Origin of the sequence: Chloroflexus islandicus, assembly GCF_001650695.1 — a bacterium.
Classification (GTDB): Bacteria; Chloroflexota; Chloroflexia; order Chloroflexales; family Chloroflexaceae; genus Chloroflexus; species Chloroflexus islandicus.
Window position 1 is genome coordinate 1 of the sequence record NZ_LWQS01000046.1, and the last position, 22,861, is coordinate 22,861.

Annotated in this window: 15 protein-coding genes; 6 read left to right on the forward strand and 9 right to left on the reverse strand. The window is 60.0% G+C overall.

The features are described from left to right. Positions 1-374 precede the first annotated feature (374 nt). Entirely contained in the window at positions 375-2,075 is a 1,701-nt protein-coding gene (locus A6A03_RS07845) for an ABC transporter ATP-binding protein (protein ID WP_281181278.1), read from the forward strand. A gap of 506 nt (positions 2,076-2,581) precedes the next feature. Here the strand turns inward: A6A03_RS07845 and A6A03_RS07850 are convergent. The 8 genes from A6A03_RS07850 to A6A03_RS07885 all read right to left on the reverse strand — a co-directional run bounded on the left by A6A03_RS07850 (position 2,582) and on the right by A6A03_RS07885 (position 16,538). Then, entirely contained in the window at positions 2,582-4,045 is a 1,464-nt protein-coding gene (locus A6A03_RS07850; RefSeq protein WP_066785984.1) for a histidine kinase N-terminal 7TM domain-containing protein, read from the reverse strand. 405 nt (positions 4,046-4,450) lie between these two features. After that, a complete protein-coding gene (locus tag A6A03_RS07855; RefSeq protein WP_066785987.1) occupies positions 4,451-5,980 on the reverse strand; it encodes an STAS domain-containing protein in 1,530 nt (509 codons plus the stop codon). A 261-nt stretch (positions 5,981-6,241) separates the two neighbouring features. Further along, positions 6,242-8,581, reverse strand: coding sequence for a lytic transglycosylase domain-containing protein (locus tag A6A03_RS07860; RefSeq protein WP_066785990.1), 2,340 nt, complete (start codon positions 8,579-8,581; stop codon positions 6,242-6,244). A 496-nt stretch (positions 8,582-9,077) separates the two neighbouring features. After that, positions 9,078-11,273 (reverse strand): EAL domain-containing response regulator, encoded by a 2,196-nt coding sequence (locus tag A6A03_RS07865; protein WP_066785993.1) that lies wholly within the window; start codon positions 11,271-11,273, stop codon positions 9,078-9,080. A gap of 15 nt (positions 11,274-11,288) precedes the next feature. Next, on the reverse strand, positions 11,289-11,660 hold the full coding sequence (locus A6A03_RS07870; protein ID WP_066785998.1) for a response regulator: 372 nt from the start codon (positions 11,658-11,660) through the stop codon (positions 11,289-11,291). A 48-nt stretch (positions 11,661-11,708) separates the two neighbouring features. Further along, positions 11,709-14,459 carry a hybrid sensor histidine kinase/response regulator gene (locus A6A03_RS07875; protein ID WP_245668895.1) on the reverse strand — a complete coding sequence of 917 codons (2,751 nt, stop codon included), beginning with the start codon at positions 14,457-14,459 and terminating at the stop codon, positions 11,709-11,711. A 3-nt stretch (positions 14,460-14,462) separates the two neighbouring features. Then, positions 14,463-15,533 (reverse strand): ABC transporter substrate-binding protein, encoded by a 1,071-nt coding sequence (locus A6A03_RS07880; RefSeq protein WP_066786005.1) that lies wholly within the window; start codon positions 15,531-15,533, stop codon positions 14,463-14,465. Between the two features lie 3 nt (positions 15,534-15,536). Further along, positions 15,537-16,538, reverse strand: coding sequence for a polyamine ABC transporter substrate-binding protein (locus A6A03_RS07885; RefSeq protein ID WP_245668897.1), 1,002 nt, complete (start codon positions 16,536-16,538; stop codon positions 15,537-15,539). Between the two features lie 619 nt (positions 16,539-17,157). Between A6A03_RS07885 and A6A03_RS07890 the strand changes: the two genes are divergently transcribed. After that, positions 17,158-17,460: a nucleotidyltransferase family protein gene (locus A6A03_RS07890; protein ID WP_066786011.1), complete on the forward strand. Its 303-nt coding sequence runs from the start codon at positions 17,158-17,160 to the stop codon at positions 17,458-17,460. Positions 17,461-17,573: 113 nt separating this feature from the next. On the opposite strand, the gene A6A03_RS07895 is transcribed toward A6A03_RS07890, so the two are convergent. Further along, complete coding sequence (locus A6A03_RS07895; protein ID WP_066786014.1) at positions 17,574-19,070, reverse strand: aldehyde dehydrogenase family protein; 1,497 nt, start codon at positions 19,068-19,070, stop codon at positions 17,574-17,576. A 104-nt stretch (positions 19,071-19,174) separates the two neighbouring features. Between A6A03_RS07895 and A6A03_RS07900 the strand changes: the two genes are divergently transcribed. The 4 genes from A6A03_RS07900 (at position 19,175) to A6A03_RS07915 (ending at position 22,698) form a co-directional block, all read left to right on the forward strand. After that, on the forward strand, positions 19,175-19,936 hold the full coding sequence (locus A6A03_RS07900) for a PP2C family protein-serine/threonine phosphatase (protein WP_066786017.1): 762 nt from the start codon (positions 19,175-19,177) through the stop codon (positions 19,934-19,936). A 15-nt stretch (positions 19,937-19,951) separates the two neighbouring features. Beyond that, positions 19,952-21,340 carry an LCP family protein gene (locus A6A03_RS07905; RefSeq protein ID WP_066786020.1) on the forward strand — a complete coding sequence of 463 codons (1,389 nt, stop codon included), beginning with the start codon at positions 19,952-19,954 and terminating at the stop codon, positions 21,338-21,340. A 90-nt stretch (positions 21,341-21,430) separates the two neighbouring features. After that, positions 21,431-22,033: a LysM peptidoglycan-binding domain-containing protein gene (locus A6A03_RS07910; protein WP_245668899.1), complete on the forward strand. Its 603-nt coding sequence runs from the start codon at positions 21,431-21,433 to the stop codon at positions 22,031-22,033. Then, positions 22,030-22,698, forward strand: coding sequence for an alpha/beta hydrolase (locus tag A6A03_RS07915; protein WP_066786024.1), 669 nt, complete (start codon positions 22,030-22,032; stop codon positions 22,696-22,698). The genes A6A03_RS07910 and A6A03_RS07915 overlap by 4 nt, the downstream gene beginning before the upstream one ends. Positions 22,699-22,861 lie beyond the last annotated feature (163 nt).

Here is a 22,861-nt window from a genome sequence, read left to right on the forward strand (position 1 = left end):
TCTTCCGATCTCCCCCGCTGGGGGAGGATGTGCCCCCACCCCTCGCCCCTCTCCCGCTGGGGAAGGGGAAGGATTTGCTCCCTCCCTCGGAGAGGTTGAGGGATAGACAGAACGTTTGGTTGTTCACAACGACTCGCTGTACAATGCCTCAACGCTCGGTACTACGCTCCCCGCTCCCGCCGTCAGGTGGGAGCGGGGCTGGGGATGAGGGCCAGCAGCCCGCGCAGCGGGCTTCGTAACCCTAGCCCGGCCCTTCAGGGCCGTGTGCCGGATCAGATGTTCTGTCCACACTCGCCCCTCCCCACTGAGGGAGGAAAAGACTTGCGCCCTCCCCCTCCGGGGGAGGGCTGGGGTGGGGGCAACCGAAGGCTGAGGTGGAGGCAGGTACCGCCAAGGATTGTCTCACCAACAATGGCGCACCCTTTCGCAATGCCTTTTGCGAATTGCAGGAACATGCAAACACTATGATCGAACTCGACCGTGTCACCTACACCTACCCCGGCGCCAGCGCACCGATCCTGCGTGATCTGAGCGTGCAGATCGCCAATGGCGAATTTTTGCTCGTCTGCGGGCCGAGCGGCGCCGGCAAGAGCACCCTCTTGCGCCTGTTCAACGGCCTCGTTCCCCACTTTTACGGCGGGCGGCTCGGCGGGCGGGTGCGCGTGTGGGGGCGCGACACACTGGCCTGCCAGCCGCGCGATCTGGCCGATCTGGTCGGGTTTGTGGTGCAAGACCCCGAAAGCCAGTTTGTCGTCGAGCGGGTCGAAGACGAGATCGTCTTCGCGATGGAGAATCTGGGGGTGCCGCCGGCAGTAATGCGCCGGCGGGTGGAAGAGGTGCTTGACCAGTTAGCGATTGCCCATCTGCGCCACCGCCACGTCGCCACCCTGAGCGGCGGCGAGCAGCAACGGGTGGCGATTGCCGCCGCACTCGCTGCCCAACCGCGCGCGCTGGTACTCGATGAGCCGACCAGCCAGCTCGATCCGCACGGCGCAGAAGAGGTCTTGACCGCGTTGCAAAAGCTCAATGCCGACCTCGGCATTACCATCGTGCTGTGCGAGCACCGGCTGGAACGGGTGGTGCAATACGCCGACCGCATCCTTTACCTCGCTCCGGGTGGCAGGGTTGAAGTGGGTACGCCGCGCGAGGTGCTAGCGCGCATCGAGCTGCGCCCGCCGCTGCAACAACTGGGTGCGGCGTTAGGCTGGGAACCCCTGCCGCTGACGATCAAAGAGGGCCGGCGGTTTGTGCCCGCCGATCTGCCCGTCTCACCACCATCCGCCCCCGTGTCACCGGACAATCAGCCGCTAGCTCGCTTGCGCAACGTCACCGTGCAATACGGCCAGCACGAGGCGCTCTACCGGGTAAATCTTGATCTGCCGCGCGGCGCGTTAATTGCCTTGATGGGCCGCAATGGCAGCGGCAAGAGCACGCTGCTCAAGACGCTGATCGGATTGGTGCGGCCCGTTGAGGGGAAGATCGAGCTGGAAGGCCGCGATATTGCGCCCATTCCGGTAGAGGAATTGGCTCGCCGGGTGGCGTATGTGCCGCAAGACCCGCGCAGTATGCTCTTTCACGACACCCTGCGCGAAGAGGTGGTGTTCAGCTTGCGCGGACGCGGGTTACGGCCATCGTCCGCCGCCGTCGCCGATGCCTTGACGCGCTTTGGTATCAACCATCTGGCCGAGCGCTATCCGCGCGATCTCAGCGGCGGCGAAGCGCAGCGAGCGGCGCTGGCCGCCGGTTTGGCCGGCGATCCGCTGCTTATCCTGCTCGATGAACCGACCCGCGGCCTTGATTATCACGCCAAAGCCGGCTTGATCACCATGTTGCGCCGCTTGTGCGACGAAGGTCGCACGGTAGTGATGGCAACTCACGATGTCGAGCTAGCTGCCGCGTGCGCCGATCGGGTGGTGTTGCTCGGCGAAGGTGAGGTGGTGGTCGAAGGGCTGGCGACCGAATTGCTCGGTAATAGCCTGATCTTCTCGTCGCAAGTCGCCAAACTCTTCCCCGGTCGCGGCTGGCTGACCGTCGCGCAGGCACTGGCTGGCTTGCGCGGGGAAGAGCGCACATAGACACGCCGCTGGAGAGGAATAGCCACCAAGAGCCGCAAAAGACGCAAAAGGTGTTCGTGGCGAGGCCTTCGTCACTGCTAGTTGCCCCCACCCCAACCCTCCCCCTCCGGGGGAGGGAGCCAGCAGATCCCCCTCTCCCACCTAACGGTGGGAGAGGGGGTCGGGGGGTGAGGGCACCGAGCAGAATAGCCACAAAGACACACCAACGATGCAACAAATCGTATGGTGTTTGTGCCTTTTGTGTCTTTTCGTGGCTATTCAGCCCGTACCCTAAGCCCAGCCCTTCAGGGCCGGGGTACCTGCATAGCTATGCCTGAGCCGGTTCGTTTCGCTATCGTGGGAGATTGCTTCGGTCGTGCGGCTCCCAGCCGCGCTGTGAGCCGCCACTCCCTCGCAATGACAATCGGCGCCGCCCTCTGCGTTCTTAGCGTCTTGGCGTTCTACCCCTTTGCGTCCTTTGCGCCCTCTGCGCCCTCTGAGTCTTTTCGTTCCACCCCTCCGCGCCGCTACGCACCCATCACCGCGGCTTTCGCCAACAGCGCCTTCACCCCGGCTTGCAGAGTAGCAAACGAGCGCATCCCATTCCACGTCGATCCGGTGTGGATCATCACCTCGGCCATATCGGGCCGGATACCACACAGCGCCACCTGCGCCCCCATCAACCGCGCCCCGTCGCTCAGTTGACGCAAGGTGCGGGCAAGGTCTTGTTCAAAGACGGTGAGGCCAGTCAAATCAACCAGCACCGTGCGCGCATTGCGTTCGGCAATTTCCGGCAGAATCAAGTCAACTAACGTCTGGCAACGGTCAGCATCGAAGACCCCAATCAGCGGCACGAGCAACACCGTTTCGCTTAACGGGATGATCGGCAAGGTCAGCCGGCGCAACAACGTATCGCGCTGCTGCAACTCGGCCAGCGACCGCTCCAGTTCAGCGGTGCGTTCAGCTAGCACTGCCCGCGATGCCAGCAACTCGGCTTGCTGCCGTTCCGAGCGGGTAACGTCACGCAGCAACACCACGCTTGAGGTGCCCTGTTCATCGCTGATCGCAACTTCCGAGGCAAGGACGATCGTGCCATCGGCAGCGCGCACAAACCGGCGCCGGCCCCGCTCTTGATCCTCAGCCGTCGTTTGCTCGTGAACGCCATTCTCGACGAGAGTCTGCTCAAACGTCCGTCCATTCTCAGCATAGGCCGGAATAAGCCGCTGCGCCGCCCGATTGGCAAAGCGCACACGACGGCTAGCGTCGAGGATCAGCACACCATCGGGCAGGTTCTCGACCGCGGCTTGCAACGCGACTTGCGAGGGGCGAAAGACGCCGTAACGCAATGTCACCCAACCGAAGGAAAGATGGAGAGGCAGCAAACTAATATAGGTAACTGCGACTAAGCCAAGTTCACGAAACACATAGCCCATCAAAAAGGTAGCTACCGCTCCGGCGGTCAACCAGAGCGCCGGAGTGCGCAGTGCCGGATGGCGGATCGCAACTGTTCCCAACATCGCGAGCGGCGCCAGCAGACAACCGATGATGTAGAGCGCAAACACTGGCCAGAAGAGCGGCCCGCGCACAAAGCTGAGCACGCCCGTCTCAGCGCGAAACACATCGCCGCCTACAATGCCAAATCGTCCATACCAATCGATGGCGAGAAAGACCGTCATGAAAGCATACGGTGTGATGGCGGCCCAGCGCACCACCGGTTGGCGGTAGCGGTGTGGCATGAACAAAATCATGATCAGCCAAACCAAAAAACCAAAGATCGCAGCGAGGAGTGAAGTGAGCAAGCCAGAAAGTAACCAAATTTCATCCGCGTTACGGCTAGCAAAACGCACCGCGCCGGCGCATGTCAACACCAACGAGCAGCCGGTAAAAAGAGCAAAGATCCGGTTCGCCTGAGCCCGCCAATCTTGCAGCAACACGTACACGATACTGGCAGCGAGGATGATCAGGGTAAAGAGCACGAGGAGTAGTTCCATGTCAGCCTTCCTCGGTTACGAAAACGGTTGCTGTTTGGAAAACGCTTTGGTAACGGTAGGTAGTATTGCTGCGTTGCAACAATGGCTCAAGCGGGGAGTATGTATCTGCCATTATTATGGCTGTTTCGCAGGTGATTGTCAAAAATGAGTGAAAGCAAATTGGCTTCTGCTTAGCGAGTTCTCTGATGCGATGAAATTGCCTAGCAGAACATAAAAAGTCCGCTCTATACTCAACTGGATGTGAGAAGGAGAAGATCTTCTCTCTGCGGATCAGGCCTGATGAGAAGAGTATCTGGTATTGATAACGGCGAACAGATAATAATATGGAGTGCAGGAGACAAACTCCGCACTCCATCATCGTTGCCCTGTGCTATGGAAGCACGTTCACCCAGCGCCGCTCAATGTTCATTCACGCAGATCATTATGAAGAGGTGTGAAAGAGCCATTCATAGGAACCGCATTGCGCTCTGGGTGTTGCCCATTCGTGACCGGCCCACTCGCCAACAGCGCCTTCACCCCAGCTTGCAGAGTGCCAAACGAGCGCATCCCGTTCCACGTCGATCCGGTGTGGATCATCACCTCGGCCATATCGGGCCGGATGCCGCACAGCGCCACCTGCGCCCCCATCAGCCGCGCCCCGTCGCTCAGTTGGCGCAAGGCGCGGGCAAGGTCTTGATCGAAGACAGTGAGGCCGGTCAAATCAACCAGCACCGTGCGCACATTGCGCGCAGCGATTTCCGGCAGGATGAGGCTAACCAACGTCTGGCAACGGGTGGCATCAAATGCCCCAATCAGCGGCACGAGCAACACCGTTTCGCTTAACGGAATGATCGGCAAGGTCAGCCGGCGCAATAACGCATCGCGCTGCTGCAACTCGGCCAGCGACCGCTCAAGTTCAGCGGTGCGTTCAGCCAGCGCTGCCCGCGATGCTAGCAACTCGGCTTGCTGCCGTTCGGCCATCGTGACATCGCGCAGCAAGACCACGCTCTCTTTGCCGCGCGCGTTGGTCATGGCGACTTCAGTCACGATTAACACCTGCGCGTGCCCATGAGTTCGGGCCAACCGCAGCAAACCTTGCTGGTTGGGATCTGCGCCGGTTTGGGCGGTCAATCCAGCCTGCGCCAACGCTTGCTCGAAGGGTTGGCCAACACAGGTTGGGAGTAATTGCTGCGCCGCCCGATTGGCAAACCGTACCTGCCGGTCATTCTGCAGCACCACGATTCCATCAGGGAGACTCTCGATCGCAGCTTGTAACGCGACATGCGAGGGAAGGAAGATGCCGTAGCGTAGCGTCACCCAGCCAAACGCAAAATGTAATGGCAAGAAATTGAGGTATGTCAATGCCGGTATGTCGAGCAAGTTAGCGGCGGATCCGGTCAAAAAGTTGAAGGTGAGACCCGCAATCAACCAGAGCACTGGCGCGCGAAATGAGCGATGGCGGATAGCAATCGTGATCAGCATGCTCAGCGGCGCGCTAAAACCGCCAATCACAAAGAGGATTAGCGCCAGCGGAAATGCTGGGCCGGGCACAAAGGTCAAACCGCTCTTGGCTTCCCAAGTGACATCACGAATAAACCAGCCAGTGTGACCGTACCAACTTACCGCAAGGATAACGGTCACAACCATGTAGGGCGCCAAGATAGCCCAGCGCACTGCCGGCTGCTCGTAGCGGTGCGGGATAAAGAGCACCAAAATAAGCGCAATCAGGCTGCCGAAGGTGGCTGCGAGCATGGTGGGCAGCAACCCAGCAAGAAACCAGATGTTGCTGGGGGTGGGATTGGAATAGAGCAGCACACCCCCACCGCTCCAAGCCAATGCAAACAGGGTGAGTAAGACAAAGAGGCGATTGGCGGTCGCCTTCCAATCTTGCAATAAGATGTAGACGAGGCTCGCAGTCAGGAGGATGGTGTTGAATAGGATTAAGACTGGCTCCATGAAGATGTGACTTCCCCTACAGTTGCATGTCGTATGGCAATGAATGGCCTGAACAGTCAATCACAGCACGTTATCGAGCGTACAATCCAGCAAGCGATACAATGTCCCGTATCCACTGCGTTTAGTCAAGGCAATTCACGGCCTTTTAATTTTTTATTTACTTGTGTAAGAGGGTTTTTATTTTAGTTATTATGGCAGATGAGGTTGATATTGTCAATATATGCGAGGGCGTAGTATGGGATATATGCATAAGAAACGATATCACTCGCCAGTGTAGATGCCTCGATACACCCCATAAAACGCATACACGGCCCACACGTAGTTGCGCGTTTCGCTAAAATCGATCGTTTCGACAAAACGGTCGGGATCGGCGACCACATTGCCGCCGGCCCAGCGTTGCGCGTTGCCGAGGCCGCCGTTGTAGGCGGCTAACGCCCCGTGCAGGCTGCCATTCATGTCTCTGATCCGGCGGCCAAGGTAGAAAGCGCCGAAGCGGATGCTGACGTGGGGCCGGTAGAGATCGTCGAGCTGAAAGTCGCTGACGCCGAGGTTTTGGGCGATGCCGCGCCCGGTGTCGGGCATGATTTGGGCTAAGCCGCGCGCGCCTACCCATGAGGTTGCCGCTGGATTAAAGAGGCTCTCTTGTCGGATCAGCGCGTAGAATAAGAGTGGATCGACGCCGAATGCCGCCGCTTCCCGCTGCACGAGTTCAGGGTATGGGGTCGGGAACCGCAGGCGAAGCAGGGCAGGCGGGGGCGGATTCGCTGCCGGCGGCGCTAAACGCGCTAGCCGCTCGGCAGCCAGCAGCGCCGGGTAGGTTGCACCGGCCTGATAGGCGCGCTGGGCCAGATCGAGCAAACGCAACGGTTCCTCGCCTGCTTGCCGCAACCCATCGAGCCATTCGCTATCGGCTTCGTTGTACAAGCCTACTTCACGCAAGAGACGCGCTCGTTCGGCCACGCTCGCCAATGACGATTGAACCTCGCTCGCGCTCCAGCTTTGCACCCACTCGGCGAGCACGATCCAATCGGCGGCATCGATCGGCGCGCCAATGGGGATCGGGCCGCTGGGAATCTCTCCCAACGCTTCGGCGGCCCGCGCGGCGTAGTAGCTGTCTGGCGCGGCAGCCTGCGCCTGCCGGAAGTAGTCTGCCGCCGCCGGATCACCGAGCTGCTGCGCTGCTTTGCCGGCCCAGAACGCGCCGAGCGCCTGCCCAATCCCTTGCCCGCGTTGGGCCAGCGCGCGCCAGAGTTCGCTGGCGCCAGCCAGATCGCCGCTATCAAAGCGCGCCAACGCGACCCGGTGCAACGCAGCAATGCCGAGCATGGTGGTCAGATACCGTTGCCCTAGTTCAAGCCGCACGTCGGTCGCGGTCGCACCGTCGCCCAACCGGTCATACAACTGCGCGGCCCGGTCGAGCGCCACCGGCGCGCGTGGATCGTCGGGCCATTCTAGTGCATATTGCCGGTAGCGCGCGGCAGCCTCGGCCACCATCCCGCTCTGGCCGTAGGTCTGGATCCAGTCGAGCGCCGCTTGCCGCCCGGTGTCGCTGTTGGGGTCACGATCGCGGGCCGCAGCCAGATCAGCCAGCGCGCCGGCAAAGTCACCCAAGGCGCGCCGGGCTAACCCGCGCTGGCGCAACGCCTCGGCTTCGTTCTGCCCGGCGGCGATCGCCCGATCAAGCATAGCGATCGCATCGTTCCACCGTTCCACGGCCCGGTAGGCTTGGGCAGCGGCAAACGGATCAAGCGCCGGGTCGTTGCTGGCACGGAGGGCATCGGCGGCCAGCGCCGCACTTTGCCCGGCATAGGTCGCAATCGCTTCGCGGCGCAAGGCGCTGGCCGTGGCCGGATCACCCGCCTCGGCAGCCAGTTCCGCCGCCCGCGCCACGATCCGGGACCGGTAGTCAGGCTGGGTGGCGAAGGCGAGGATTTGGCGCGCATAGTCTACTGCATCTGCCGGACGGCCCTGTGCAGCGGCGAGCGCCATCGCCTGTTCGTATGCGGCAGCGCGCTGGCCCGCCGCCATCTCGCCAGTCGCAGCGCGCAGATAACTGGCCTCCGCTTCCGCCCAGCGCTCTAACACGCGCAATTGGGCCGCCGCTCGCAGCGCCGCGTAGGGTGCGAGCGGCGTACCGAGCGCTTCGTATTGGGTATAAGCAGCTACCGCTTCAGCATGCATGCCAGCCGCCTCGTGGGCGCGGGCCGTGAGAAAGAGCGCCGGGGCATAGAGCGGCGTCGCCGGGTCGCCCAATAATGGGCGCACCAATTCCGCCGCCGATGTCCAATTGCCGCGATCGCCGTACGAGCGGGCCAGCATCAGGCGGGCAAGCGGCGCTTCGGCAGCGGCGGGAAAGAGTTGCAACAACTGGCTGAGCAAGCTCGCCGCCGTATCATCATCGCCAATCTCACTGGAAGCTAACGCGCGCTGCCAGAGGTCAGCCGCCGTGATCGGCAGTGGAGTTGGCGTAGCCGGCAGGGAAGTGGGGGTGGCAGTCGGTGATGGTTGCGCTACCGGCATCAAGCATCCCGCCAGCGACCAGCAGAGGAGGCAAAGCAGCCACAACGCGCCGCGCCGCCGGGGCAACTGCGTGAGCGCCATACATGCTCCTTTCTTCACGAGAGCAGTATAGCATGGTGTGGTGGGGGACGGCGGCTTACGTTGCGCTGCCATCAACAGCACAACGGGTTGGGAATGGGGCCGTAACCGCCATCCAGCGGCGCCCCCTCTCTCGCCGTCAGGTGGGAGAGGGAGCCGGGGGGTGAGGGCCAGCAGCCCGCGCAGCGGGCTTCGTAACCCTAGCCCGGCCCGTTAGGGCCGGGTTCCAGACAGAAGTTCTGTCCACTCTCTCCCGCCGTCAGGTGGGAGAGGGGCCGGGGGGTGAGGGCCAGCAGCCCGCGCAGCGGGCTTCGTAACCCTAGCCCGGCCCGTTAGGGCCGGGTTCCAGACAGAAGTTCTGTCCACTCTCTCCCGCCGTCAGGTGGGAGAGGGGCCGGGGGGTGAGGGCCAGCAGCCCGCGCAGCGGGCTTCGTAATGGCAGCCCGGCTCTTCAGGCCGGGTTCCCTATCTTCTATCGCGTCAAACCGGCTGCACACTCCTAAACCTTCATCGTCCCAATCAACGCCTGCGCTTCCGCCTCGCTCAAGGCCGGGGCGAACAGCCAGCCTTGCCCGTGGCTGCACGCTAGTGCTTTCAATTGCTCAAACTGTTCCGGGGTTTCGATCCCCTCAGCCACCACTTCCATATTCAGATTGTGCGCCAATTGGATGATCGTCTGTACAATATCGCCTTGGCTCGATTTCGCATCAAGCCGGTTAACAAACGAGCGATCAATTTTGAGTACATTCACCGGGAAGGTATGGAGATAACTTAATGACGAATAACCGGTGCCGAAATCATCAATACACAATTCAACGCCTAAATTACGAATGCCTTCGAGCAAATTATTAGTGAAACTGCCAAACTCAATAAAGGTATGTTCGGTGATTTCCAGTTTCAAATACTGCGGCGGCAAACCGGTTTGATCGAGAATATGTTGCAGCCGCTCGATGAGATCAGGCTGAGAAAAGAGCCGTCCGCTCAAATTTACGCTAATCGACAAGCGCGGTTCGGTGAGAGTCTGTTCGTGCCAGCGCTGCATCTGCCGGCATGCTTCTTCCAGCACCCACCATGTCATTGGTACGATCAGGCCGGTTTCTTCGGCCAGCGGCAAAAACTCACCGGGAGCCAGCAAGCCGCGTTGCGGGTGTTGCCAGCGAATGAGTGCCTCAAACCCGACAATTGCGCCGGTGCGCAACAGCACGATCGGCTGGTAAAAGAGGCGGAATTCGTTGCGTTCGAGCGCGAGCCGCAAGTCTTGTTCGAGTTGCAATTTCGCCAGCGCTTCGGTATGCATCGAGGGATCAAAGCGCACGTAGCATGCTTTGCCGCGTAACTTGGCATGGTACATCGCGGTGTCGGCATCGCGGATCAGGTCAGCGGGTTGGGCATAGCCACTGCTGCTGTAGGCAATCCCGATGCTTGACGAAATGACGATCTGATGGCCTTGCAAGTAGAGTGGCGCTGACAAGGCGTGCTGGATGCGTTCAGCCACCTGCTCGGCTTGTTGTTCGTGCTCGATCGGCTCGAGCAGAATGGTAAACTCATCACCGCCAAGGCGGGCCACCGTATCGTTCGGACGCACCGATTCTTGCAAGCGCACTGCCACTGCAACCAGCAACTGATCGCCTACCTCATGGCCAAGGCTGTCGTTAATAACTTTAAACCGGTCGAGATCGAGGAAGAGCACCGCAAAGTGACGATCCGGCTCGCGCCGCAAGCGCACGATCGCGCGTTCGAGCCGGTCGGTGAAGAGCACGCGGTTGGGCAGACCGGTCAAGCTATCGTGCAGCGCATCGTGCTGAAGTTGCTGCTCAGCTTTTTTGCGATCGGTAATATCAGTCTGTGAACCGGCAATCCGCATTGCTTGGCCGTGTTGATCCCAAACGGCGAGGCCGCGGCAGAGCATCCAACGGTACGAACCATCACGATGCAGAATCCGGTATTCGTGCTGAAAGTGCGACAACAGCCGGCGAAAGTGAGCCATTAGCCGCACCTCGAACAACTCGCGATCATCTGGGTGAATGCGATTGAACCACTCGCCCGGCGTATGGCCAATCTCATCTTCGGCATAGCCAAGCATCTCTTTCCAACGCGGCGAGAAATAGATGGTACCGGCGGCAATGTTCCAATCCCACAAACCATCGTTGGCGCCGCGCGCTGCCAGTGCATAGCGCTCTTCGCTGAGGCGCAACGCTTCTTGGGAACGTTCGAGATCGGCAGTGCGTTCGGCGACCATCCGCTCAAGTTCGAGCCGGTAGCGCCGCTCGCGGTCGCGCAACCGCTTGCGCTCTAGACTGGCATTGATCCGCGCATTCAGCAGCACAATGTTGTACGGTTTAAAGACATAATCATCAGCCCCGTTACGGATACAGGTGACGATATGATCGATATCAATATCAGCCGAGACAACGATGACCGGCAGATCGTACAGATCAGGGTCGCTTTTAATATGATGCAACACCTCGATCCCATCCATACCGGGCATCATAATATCGAGCAGGACTATATCAAAGGCATGCTGCCGCAGCATGTGCAGCGCCGTTGGCCCATCGGGCGCCTCATCGACCTCATGGCCAAGGGCGGCAAGTTCGCGCCGCAGCAAAAAGCGCAGCACTTCCTGATCATCAACGATCAGTATCCTACCGGGTTGCGTCTCGGCAACATCCGGCTGGGAGCGTTGGATGTGGTTCATAGCCTGCTCATCAATTTAAGCAGTGCGGCTCAGGAGGGCTTGCACCTTTTCACGGAAACGGCCAAAATCGATCGGTTTGGTCTCGAAGTCATCGCAGCCAGCAGCCAACGAGCGTAGCCGATCTTCATTCAAGGCATAGGCCGTGAGGGCCAACACCGGAATATGGCTCGTTCCCGGTTGAGACTTGATGCGATGGGTTGCCTGCCAGCCATTAAGCACCGGCAATCCCATATCCATAATGATCAAATCCGGTTTGGCGCTGCGGGCCAGCGCCACTCCTTGCGCACCGTCTACCGCCAAGATGGGTTCGTGTCCCATTAATTCTACAATACGCGCGATGAGATCGCGATTGTTAGCGTCGTCTTCTACGATCAGAATCTTAGCCATAGCTGTAGCACCCCACCCCATAACATACTCCTTAGTCATGCAATCCGTTTAGTTTGATGTGGTATTGGCGGCAGACGATGCCGGATTGCGTTGCATCATCTGCCGGATGCGGACAACGATCTGCTCCAGATCTAATTCGGCCTTGCGCTGGATCGCACTCACCGTTTGGGCTAGCCGTTCGCGATCGTTGGCTGTCAGATCGCGAGCGGTCATGAAAATCACCGGGATGCTCTGCCCTACCGGATCGGCTCGCAGATGTTCAAGCAGTTGCAAGCCATCCATCTTTGGCAGCATATAATCGAGCAGGATCAAGCCCGGCGGACGGCTCAGCGCAGCCGTCAGACCGGTTTCACCATCAAACGCCACCTCGACCGGCCAGCCAGCCATGCGCAGCGTGCGCGCCACGAGTTCGGCCAGCGCCTGATCGTCCTCGACGATCAGAATGTGGGACGGCGTCCCTTCGTCTTGGCGCCGGCAGTAGCGTTTGACCACCGTGAGCAATTTCTCTGGCTCGATCGGCTTAACGAGATATTCAGCCACTTCCAACGCCAAACCGCGGCGCGCCTGATCGTCAATCGTCAAGACCACGACCGGGATAGCAGCCAGTTCAGGCGTTTCGCGCAGCCGGGCTAATACTTCGATCCCATTCAAGTCAGGCAGTTTCAGATCGAGCACGATCAGATCGGGCAGCAGATCGGTTGCCACGCGCAACCCTTCCGCGCCGGTCTCGGCTGTCACCACATAGACCTCATTGCCCGGCGCTATCCGCCGGATCAGATCGCCAACCGCAGGATCGTCATCAATTACCAGCACGATCGCATTGCTCACTGGCGTGGACGTGTCAGCCGTCACTGGCGACGGCTCACTTACCTCCGCTGCTGAAGGCAGATCGGCTAAGCGCAGGGTTGGCGCGGGCAACGCATTACCCAACTCAGCCGGGATCTCCATGGTGAAGACCGAACCCTCGCCAACAGTGCTCTGCACCGTGATCCGCCCACCAATCAGCTCGCACAGACGCTGGCTGAGCGCCAAGCCCAAGCCGGTGCCGCCATACTTACGGGTCGGCGAGTCGTCAACTTGCGAGAAGGCTTTGAACAGCTTATCGAGTTTGTCAGCAGGGATGCCAATCCCGGTATCGGCCACCTCAAAGCGAAACCACGTCTTGCCATCTTGCTCGTGGCGAGTGACGGTCAACTTCACTTCGCCGTCTTCGGTAAACTTGGCCGCATTGCTGAGCAGATTGATCAACGCTTGCCGCACCTTGGTCGCATCGCTATTGAGCAACCCAATATCAGGCGGGCAATGGACTTGGAAGCGGTTGCGGTTTTTATCCATCTGGGGCAGCACCGTATTCACCGCGGTGCGCACCAGATCGGCCACATCGGCATACTCGGCGCTGATCGTCATCCGGCCAGCCTCAATTTTCGAGATATCGAGAATATCGTTAATAAGTGAGAGCAGATGATTACCAGCGGCCCGGATGCGTCCTACGTCGTGGATCACGGTCTCGTAGATGCCTTTGTTCACGAGTTGTTCCATCAGTTGGCTATAGCCAATGATCGCCGTCAGCGGCGTGCGCAGCTCGTGGCTCATGGTGGCGAGGAAGGTGCTCTTGGCACGCGAGGCGGCTTCGGCGGCATCGCGGGCTTTGATCAACTCTTGTTCCACCCGGCGGCGCTCTTGAATCTCGGCTTTCAAACTCTCAGTCTGTTTAGCAATCTCAGCGTTGCGCATGCGCAGTTGGTGCATCATGGCATTAAACGCGCGCCCCACCTCCGCCACTTCCCGCTCTGAGCGTACCGGCAACGGGTGGGTCAAATTACCGCCGCCGATCCGTTCGGCGCCGTGGCGCAGCTCGTCGAGCACCCGAAAGACAAATCGGTTGAGAAGATAGTTCGTCGCCAGCAAGAGCAGGATGCCGAAGATGATCAAACTGCCCGTGAAGGTGATGCCGGCCCGAGTTGACAGCTCGGTAGCTTCTGATTCAGGCACTTCCGTGATCAGACGCCACTGGGTGCCGGGGATATTTAAAGAGACGCCAAGGGTCTCTTCACCGGCAAGGTTAACATAGTATTGTTGGCTGCCATCAGGCGGAAACTCACGAAACTCGGGCCGGTCGCTGATTGTAGTATAGTTCAACACGATCTGAGGATTGGGGTGAGCGATGATCACCCCCTGATCGTTCACAATGTAGGCGCTGCCAGTGCGACCAAACCGGATCGTCGCCACCGTTTCCCACAGCAAGTTCATGCGCAACCGTCCGGCCACCACACCGCCATCGTTGGCCGGGATCGCTATAATGATGTACGGCTCGCTATCAGCGGTGATAAAGAGGGGGCCGAGGTAGCGTTGGCCGGCCCGCGCCTGCTGAAACCAATTGGCGAGCGGGATGGTCACTAAATCACCCAGCAAGGAACGGTCGCGCGTCACTTCCGCCACCACCCGGCCATTGCGATCAACCCGCACGATCTCGATCCATGCCGGCACCCGGTTCAAAATCTCTGGCAACAGATCGGGCGAGCGTTCGACTTGTTCGACCGACAACGCGCCAACCAGCGTCAAGGTGTCTTCGATGCGCAGCAAAAAGTCATCAATCGTGCGCACCGCGTTCTGGGCCGCCTCACGCTGGCGACCGGCCCAGCCCTCGTGTTCGATCGACTCGATGAACAGGAAGACGCCATACGCTGCAACCAGCAAGATCACGGCCAGCATTAAGCTCAGAAAGAGCGTCAGCTTGGCCTGCAAGCTGGTATTGAGACGGTGCTTAAGAGAGCGCAGCCACATCCGCAAACGTCGCACGAATCACCTCACCCTCGCTGCCAGTAGTTGCTCCCACAATTGATGCCGGTACGCAGCCAGATCTGGCGGCGGTTCCAGCATATATTCCGCTTTCAACATGTCTTCTCCGTGCGGAAAGATCCACGGGTGATGTTGCAACGCCGGATCGATCAACGGCATAGCTTGATCGTTCGCCGTCGCCACGTAGATTTCATTTGTAATCAGCGCGCACATTTCCGGCCGCAAAACAAAATTGATGAATTGGAGGGCATCCGCTTTACGCTCGCTCCGCTCAGGCACGACGAGCGTATCAATCCACAGCAGCGGACCCTCTTCAGGAAGAACGAACGTGACCGCCGGATTGAGCGCTTGGCCCGCCAGCGCATCATACGACCAGCCGTACAACACCGGGTGGGTACCGTTGGCCACCAGCTCGGCGGCGTTGGGCATCATTGGATCGAGCGCCACCACGTTTGGCAATAATTTGCGCAGGCGTTCGGCAGCCTGATCGAACACGGCCGGATCGGTGACTGTGAGGGGCTGGCCCATTGCCTTCAGCGCAATCATAAAAAGCTGGTCTTCTTCGAGCCACATCGCGATTTTGCCGGCCAAAGCCGGATCCCACAGATCGGCCCAGCGCGTAATCGGGCGGTCGAGCAGATCGGGCCGCACGACCAACCCGCCTACGCCCCACTGGTACACGACCGAATAACGGCTGCCCGGATCGTAGCTCAGATCGCGGAAATTGGCGCTGACATAACGAAAATTCGGGATCTGGCTGTAATCCATCGGCGCCAGCAATCCATCCGCGACCAACGTTGGCATCAATGTATTCCCCATCACCACGACATCGTAATCGCCAGTGCCGGCGCGCAATTGGTCGATAACATCGAACTGGCTCTCATAGACGACATATTCCACCGCAATCCCGGTCTCGGCGCTAAAGGCGTCGAGCAGGGCTTGCGGCATATAGCCGGCCCAACCGGCAATAACCAGCTTGTCGGGCGCCGGCGTAGCAGGAGGTGGCGTGACCACCGTCGCCGGACTGCACGCAGCGAGGATGAAGAGCAGGATGAGGTGCAAGGAGTGACGCATAGATTATGGTTGAGCAGCGCGAAATACATTCCAAATTTCATCGTACCTTGCTTGGGTTACCGGATCAAGGGGCATTTCCAATTCAGCCCGTTGCAAGACAGCTAACTCTGGAAAAATAGCTTGATTATTGCGCAATGCCGTGTCGATCAAAGGTCGCGCAGCATCGTTCGCCGTGGCGACACCGAGCTGGTTCGTCACTAAGGCGCTCATTTCCGGCCGCAGGAAGAAATCGATAAATTGTTCGGCGAGCGCCTGTCTGGTACTGGTAGCCGGCAGGACAAAACAGTCAACCCAGAGGATGGTTCCTTCGCCGGGAAGGATGTACGCAATGTTATTGCTTTGGCGCTGCGCATCAAGCGCGTCATACGTCCAGCCCAACGCCACCGCATACTCGCCGGATACAAGGTATTGAGTTACTGTGTCAACTCCTTCGCCAACCCAACCTAACCGGCGGGCAAAATCTGGCGCCCGTTCGAGCGCGGTGGCCAAATGGGCAGGGTTGGTGGTGTTGACGGAAAAACCCAGCGATTTCAAGAGCACGCTCACCGCATCGCGCGGGATGGGCCAGAGCAAGATCTTGCCGTCAAGGGCTGGATCCCACAAATCAGACCAGCGCATAATTGGGCGTTCGAGCAGATCGGTGCGAATGAGCAGACCGGTAGTACCCCACTGGTAGACCACCGAATAGCGATTACCCGGATCGAACGCCAAATCGCGGAAGTTGGCGCTCAGGTTGCGGGCGTTGGGAATGTTGGCGTAGTTTATTGATGCAATCTTTTTGTCACTCACCAGACCCGAAATAAACTGATTGCCGATAATCACCAGATCATACGCGGCGCCTTGCTCCCAAGCGGCTAACACCTCTTCCGGCGTGTCATAACCGATATATTCCACTGCAATCCCGGTTTCGGCGCTGAAAGCGTCAAGCAACTCTTGCGGCATATACCCAGTCCAGCCGGTAATGGTGAGCTTTCGTGGCTCTGGTGTGGGTGTTGGTGCGGGCATAAATGAACATGCCGCGAGAAATAGTAAAAATATAGTTGCAACGTTTTGAATTCGCATTTTAACCCTATTTTAAGAACTATATCTTGACAGGAAAATGGTACCATTTCCATGTTACCACATCATTTCCATAATCAACTAATACCTATTAGGATTAAATTACAATTTATTCATCAAGTAAAATGAGGGTCACGCGACCGTGCAACCCTCGTTGGCTCACCTCACGAACCAGCGTTTAATCGACATGATCGATCTGCGCCTGTTGCAACGCGCCACGGTCATTGATAGACACGCTCTTCAACTCTGAGCAGACATCGAGCATAGTCGGGCCGGCTGCGCGGTGGCGTCATCGGAACGCTCAGACCAGCCGGTGGTCACATCGGGTACTGATCGTGTTCTGGCAGGAGTGTAGCCAAGATGATACGATTGTTCCAACTGCCGTATATTCAGGTCGCTATCCATCTTTGGGCAGTCATTTGCCAAGCGGCGATTGAAGCTGTAGGCAAAACCGCCGGCTCAGCTTTCAACTCGCTGGTTCGGAGCAGGGTGTTGCGCTCGCATGGTTGGGTGGCACAGGCGGCGATCATTGCTTGCCGCTATTCCATACTGGAAGGAACAGCCTATGCCAAACCGCGAAGAAATGATTGCATTGCTGCGGCAACAGTATCCCTATCTAGCCGCCCACTATGGAGTTACGAAGATAGGCCTGTTCGGCTCTTATGCTCGTGATCAGGCAGACGACACGAGCGATGTTGGCATCATTGTGGAGTTTGAACGTCCGCTAGGATTTCGCTTTGTGGAATTAGCTGAATACCTCGAGCGCCTCTTAGGCCGGCGGGTCGATGTGCTGACGCCGACCGGCGTGCGCGGTATCCGGTTGCCATGGGTGGCGGAGGAGATTGAGCGGAGTGTTATTGATTGCTAGTGGATCACTGTGACAAAGCGATCAGCGCCTGTATCAGGGTATGCTATCGCTACTAAACTACGTGGCGAGACGCCCATGCAAGCGTCTCGCCATATCGTTATCCCTTCCGCAACCTAATCCGCATTATCGATCTGCGCTCGCTGCAAGGCGCCGCTGTAATCGATATACACGCTCTTCCACTCTGAGAAGACATCGAGCATGGTCGGGCCGGCTTCGCGGTGGCCGTTGCCGGTGGCTTTGACGCCGCCGAAGGGTAGGTGAATCTCGGCGCCGATGGTGGGCGCGTTGATGTAGACAATGCCGGCTTGCAACGCTTGCATGGCGCGGAAAGCGGCGTTGATGTCGCGGGTGTAGATCGCCGAGCTGAGGCCGTAGGCCACATCGTTAGCCACCGCCACCGCTTCATCGAGGCTATCCACCTCGAGCACGCTCAGCACCGGCCCGAAGATCTCTTCGCGGGCGATGCGCATCTGCGGCGTGACGTTGGTAAAGACGGTGGGCGCAATGAAGTGGCCGTAGTCGTAATCGCCGCCAGTGAGGCGGTAGCCGCCGCACAGCAGCGTTGCCCCCTCTTGCTTGCCGATTTCGATATAGTTGAGCACGCGCTGAACCTGCTTCTCGTTCACCAGCGGCCCCATCTCGGTGGCCGGATCGAGGCCGTTGCCGATCCGCAACGATTGGGCGCGGGCGACGATCCGATCCACCAGCTCTTTGGCCACTGCCCGGTGGACGATCAGGCGGCTGGTGGCGGTGCAGCGCTGGCCAGTGGTGCCAAACGCGGCCCACAACACCCCGTCGAGCGCCAGATCGAGATCGGCGTCGGGCATGACGATCAGCGGGTTCTTGCCACCCATCTCAAGGCTAACCCGCTTGATCCGGCGCGCACCGAGCTCGTACACGAGCCGGCCCGTCTCGGTGCTGCCGGTAAATGAAATTACCGGCACGTCAGGGTGCTCGACCAGCGGTTGGCCAGCTTTGGGGCCATAACCGGTGACAATGTTGACCACGCCGGGAGGCAAGCCTGCTTCCATCAGGCATTGCACTAAATTGTAGGTGCTGACCGAAGCGTCTTCCCCCGGCTTGATCACGACCGTGTTGCCGCAGACAATGGCTGGGAGCATCTTCCACGACGCGATCGCCATAGGGAAGTTCCACGGCGTGATCAGGCCAACCACGCCAATTGGCTGGCGAATGCTCATCTGAAACTTGTTGGGCAGTTCGGATGGGGTAGTGACACCGTGCATGCGGCGGCCCTCGCTGCCGGCGTACTGGGCCATACCGATCGCTTCGACAATATCGCCGCCAGCCTCGAACAACGGCTTGCCCATCTCGCGGGTCAGGTCGCGGCTGTACTGCTCTTTGCGCGCTTGCAGCAGCTCGGCGGCGCGGAGCAGAATCTCGCCCCGCTTGGGTGCGGGCACTTTGCTCCACGTAGCAAACGCCGCCTTGGCGGCTTCAACCGCCGCGTGAACATCGCGCTCATCGCTATCGGCGAACACCCCCACCACATCACGGGTATCGGCAGGATTGCGGCGCTCGAAGGTCTTGCCGCTCTGGGCGGGCACAAACTCGCCGCCGATAAGATTGTGAAAGATCCGCGGTGCGGACATCTTCGTCCTCCTTGTCTCAAGAACTGGTAACGCTCTGATTATAGCACGGGGCAACTTGTGGTATGCTGTAACGGATATTGGGCGAACAAGAGGGGAAACGGGCAATGGCAGAGTTAGAGATGCGGGTCGCGATTGCGAAAGTTCCCCGCGCCGGCGAGGTCGAGAGCGGTGATACCCTAGAGATGATCGAGCGTCCGGGGGGCGGGTTTTCGTTTGTGCTCGCCGATGGACAGGGTAGCGGGCGCAGCGCCAAGACGCTGTCGCATCTGGTGGCCACCCGCGCAATTGCGCTGCTCAAAGATGGCGCTCGGGATGGAGCCGTTGCGCGCGCTGTCCACGATTACCTGTATACCTATCGAATGGGGCAGGCGGCGGCGACGCTCAATATCCTCTCGGTCGATTTTGCCGCGCACAAAATCTTGGTGACGCGCAATAATCCAGCGCCATTTTTCGCTATTACGCCGCAGGGATTGCGCAGCTTTAACGCGCCCTCGGCGCCGATCGGTTTGCAACCGCTCATCCGGCCCCAGATCAGCGAATTGCCGGTAGCGGCCTACACGTATGTCGTCTTGTTTACCGATGGCCTGTTGCGGGCAGGTGAGCGGCGCGGCGAGGATTTGGGATTGCCGAATTACCTTGCGGCATGGCCGGCGCGCGAGGGGCGCGATCCGCAGACGCTGGTTGATAGTGTGATGCAACGGGCGCTCGAACTTGATGATGGCCAACCGAGCGATGATATGAGCATCGTGGTGCTGGCGATCTTGCCGCGCAGCGATGCGCCGGGTCTGCGACGGCTAATGGTCAGTGCGCCGATCATCGCTACCGGCCATTACGAACCGCCCGATGAGCCTGAGATCGAAGAATAACAGGGTGCGGCGGCGATGGATTGGCAGGATCATGAGCGGCGACAGCCACGGGTGAGCGCGCGCGAACGGGTGGCTGCACTGCGCGCGCAACGGCAGCAGCGCTGGCGGCGCTTTTTGACGTTTGGCGGCTTGGCGCTGGCAGTACTGGTAACAGTGTGGGGCGTGGGGTGGCTGTGGAACACCTTCGCCGCCAGTATGCGCCTGAGCGATCCGCGTCCGGCGAGCGGCGGGTCGGCGCCGGCGAATACTGTCTTTCGCCAGCCATTCACCGTCTTGCTGCTCGGTGTTGACCAGCGCGACGATGGCGCTGAAGGGGTGCGCAGCGACACGCTGATCTTGGCTTATGTCAATCCAAATGAACGCTGGGTCAGCCTACTCTCGATCCCGCGTGATACGGTGGCCGTGATCCGCGGGCTTGGCGAGCAGAAGATCAATGCAGCGTATAGTTATGGCTACCTCCATGCCGCCGACCTGTACGGGCGCGGGGTTGATCCAGCGGCGGCGGGGGCGGCGCTTGCCGCCGAGACGGTGGCAACCTTGCTCAATCTGCCGGTCGATTATGTCGCCCAAATCGATTTTGCCGGCTTCGAGCGACTGATCGATGCGATCGGCGGCGTGATCATCGAGGTACCCTCCCCCTTGCTCGACAGCAGTTTTCCGACTGCTGATTACGGGTACGAGCGCATTTTCATTCCTGCCGGCTTGCAAGTGCTCGACGGCGCGACAGCGTTGCGCTACGCCCGCTCGCGCCATGGTTCGAGCGATTTTGACCGCGCCCGCCGCCAGCAGGCGCTGGTGCGCGCGGCCCTAACGACGGTACGCTCGCGCGGCCTGCTTGATCAGGCCAGTGCTGTCTCAGCTTTGCTGGCCGAAGCGCGGCGCAGCATCAAGACGACATTGCCAATTGACGATCCAGCGGCGTTGCGCGAGTTGATTGCGCTGGCCCAATCGCTCGATCCTGACCGGATCGCAACTTTCAGCATCAACCCGCGTGAGGTGGCAGTGGTGGCCGAAATCGGCTCAGACATCTACTGGAACCGGCGCGACTTGGCGGCATTGGTCGAGCGAGTGCGAGCCGGGCCGCGCATCGATCGCGAACAAGCGACGGTGCAGGTGCTGAACGGGACGCCGGTGAACGGGTTGGCGGCACGGGTCAGCCGGGCGCTGGATAATGCTGGCTTCCGCACCTTGCCGCCCGCCAACGCCGAACGCCGCGAGACGACGATCATTATCGATTATGCCGGCAAACCGGCGGCGCTCGCCCGCTTGGCCGCTCATTTGGGGTTGCCGGCGACGCAGGTGTTTGCCACCCCGCCGGCTGATGCGCCGCCCCAACCGCTGGGGGCCGATATTGTCTTGCTGTTGGGGCGCGATTACAATCCGGCGTGGGCCTTGGCGCCGTGATAGCGATATTGCGCCGGGATAGGGCATGCCATTCAGGGCAATGAATGCTTGAGCGCCGCACAGCCGTGCGGCTCTACGGGGATATACGGAATGGTGGTATCGGAAACAATGCTGTGGTTGTTATTGGCGCTGGCTTTTGTTTTGCCTCCAATCGGCGCCATCATCCTGCGCCTGCTGCAAAACCGCATCGGCAGCACTGGAGTGGCGGCAGGGGCAGGCTTGCTGTTGCTCATCGCGGCGGTGGCACTGCTGACCATTGCCCGTTCGGCGTTGCCGCCGTTGCGGATCGGCGATCTGACCTTGCTGCCGGCGTGGTCGCCGCCGGTCGCTGAGGCAGTTGACACTGAAGAAGCGCCGGAGCTGCCCACCGTTACCCCGTCGCCGGCGTTGCCAACCTTGACCCCGCGGCCAACGCTGACCCCAACCCTGACGGCGACACCAGAGCCAACAGCAACGCCGGAACCGACGCCAACGCCGGAGCCAACACCAACACTGGAACCAACCCCGGAACCGACCCCAACGCCGGAACCTCCTGCCGCCGGGCCGCGCCGTTATACCGTGCAGGCGGGCGACACCCTCCGCACGATTGCCGAACAGTTTGGGGTTACAATTGAAGCGATCTTGCAGGCGAATAATCTGACCCCGGCGCAAGGCGATAACCTGCGCGTCGGGCAAGAACTGGTGATTCCATGACCACAATTCGCACCGTTGAACGGCGCCCGCTGGTTGAGGCCGGGCCGGCGCCTTTGTTGCTGATGTTACACGGGTTTGGCAGCCACGAACGCGATCTGTTTGAGCTGGCCGATCTGATCGACGACCGGATGCACATTGTCAGCGCACGCGCTCCCATTGCGTTGCCGTGGGGCGGGTTTGCGTGGTACGAACTGAGCGGCGCTCCGGGCCGGCTGATTCCCGATCCAGTGGGGCGGGCGCGAGCGGTGGATCTGTTGATCAAATTTGTCAGCGAATTGCCGGGCCGGATTGGCACCGATCCACGGCGCACCTATCTGTTTGGCTTCAGCCAAGGCGCGATCCTCAGTCTGGCGTTGGCATGGCGCATTCCCGAAAAGCTGGCCGGCGTGATTGCAGCCAACGGCTACCTCGATCCGGCCTTGGCAACTGATCCGCCAGCGGCGGGGTTGGCCCGGTTGCCGATCTTGCAACTGCACGGCAGCTACGATGATGTCATCCCGGTCGAACAGGCCCGCGCCACCCGTGATCTGTTGGCCCAACACGCACCGCGCCATCATTACCACGAAGACCCAGTCGGGCACAGCCTCCATCCGAACGGGTTGAACCTGATGCAGCGCTGGCTGGCCGAGCAGCTCGACGGCCCGCCACCGCACGGTGATGGGTAACAGGTAGGCCTTCCGCACTCCTCCTGTCATTGCGAGCCGCGCGCAGCGCGGCGAAGCCATACCCCGCGAGCACGGGAGATATGTGCTCAGGCATACCTTCCGCGCTCCTCCTGTCATTGCGAGCCGCCGCAGGCGGCGAAGCAATCTCCCGCGAGCACGGGAG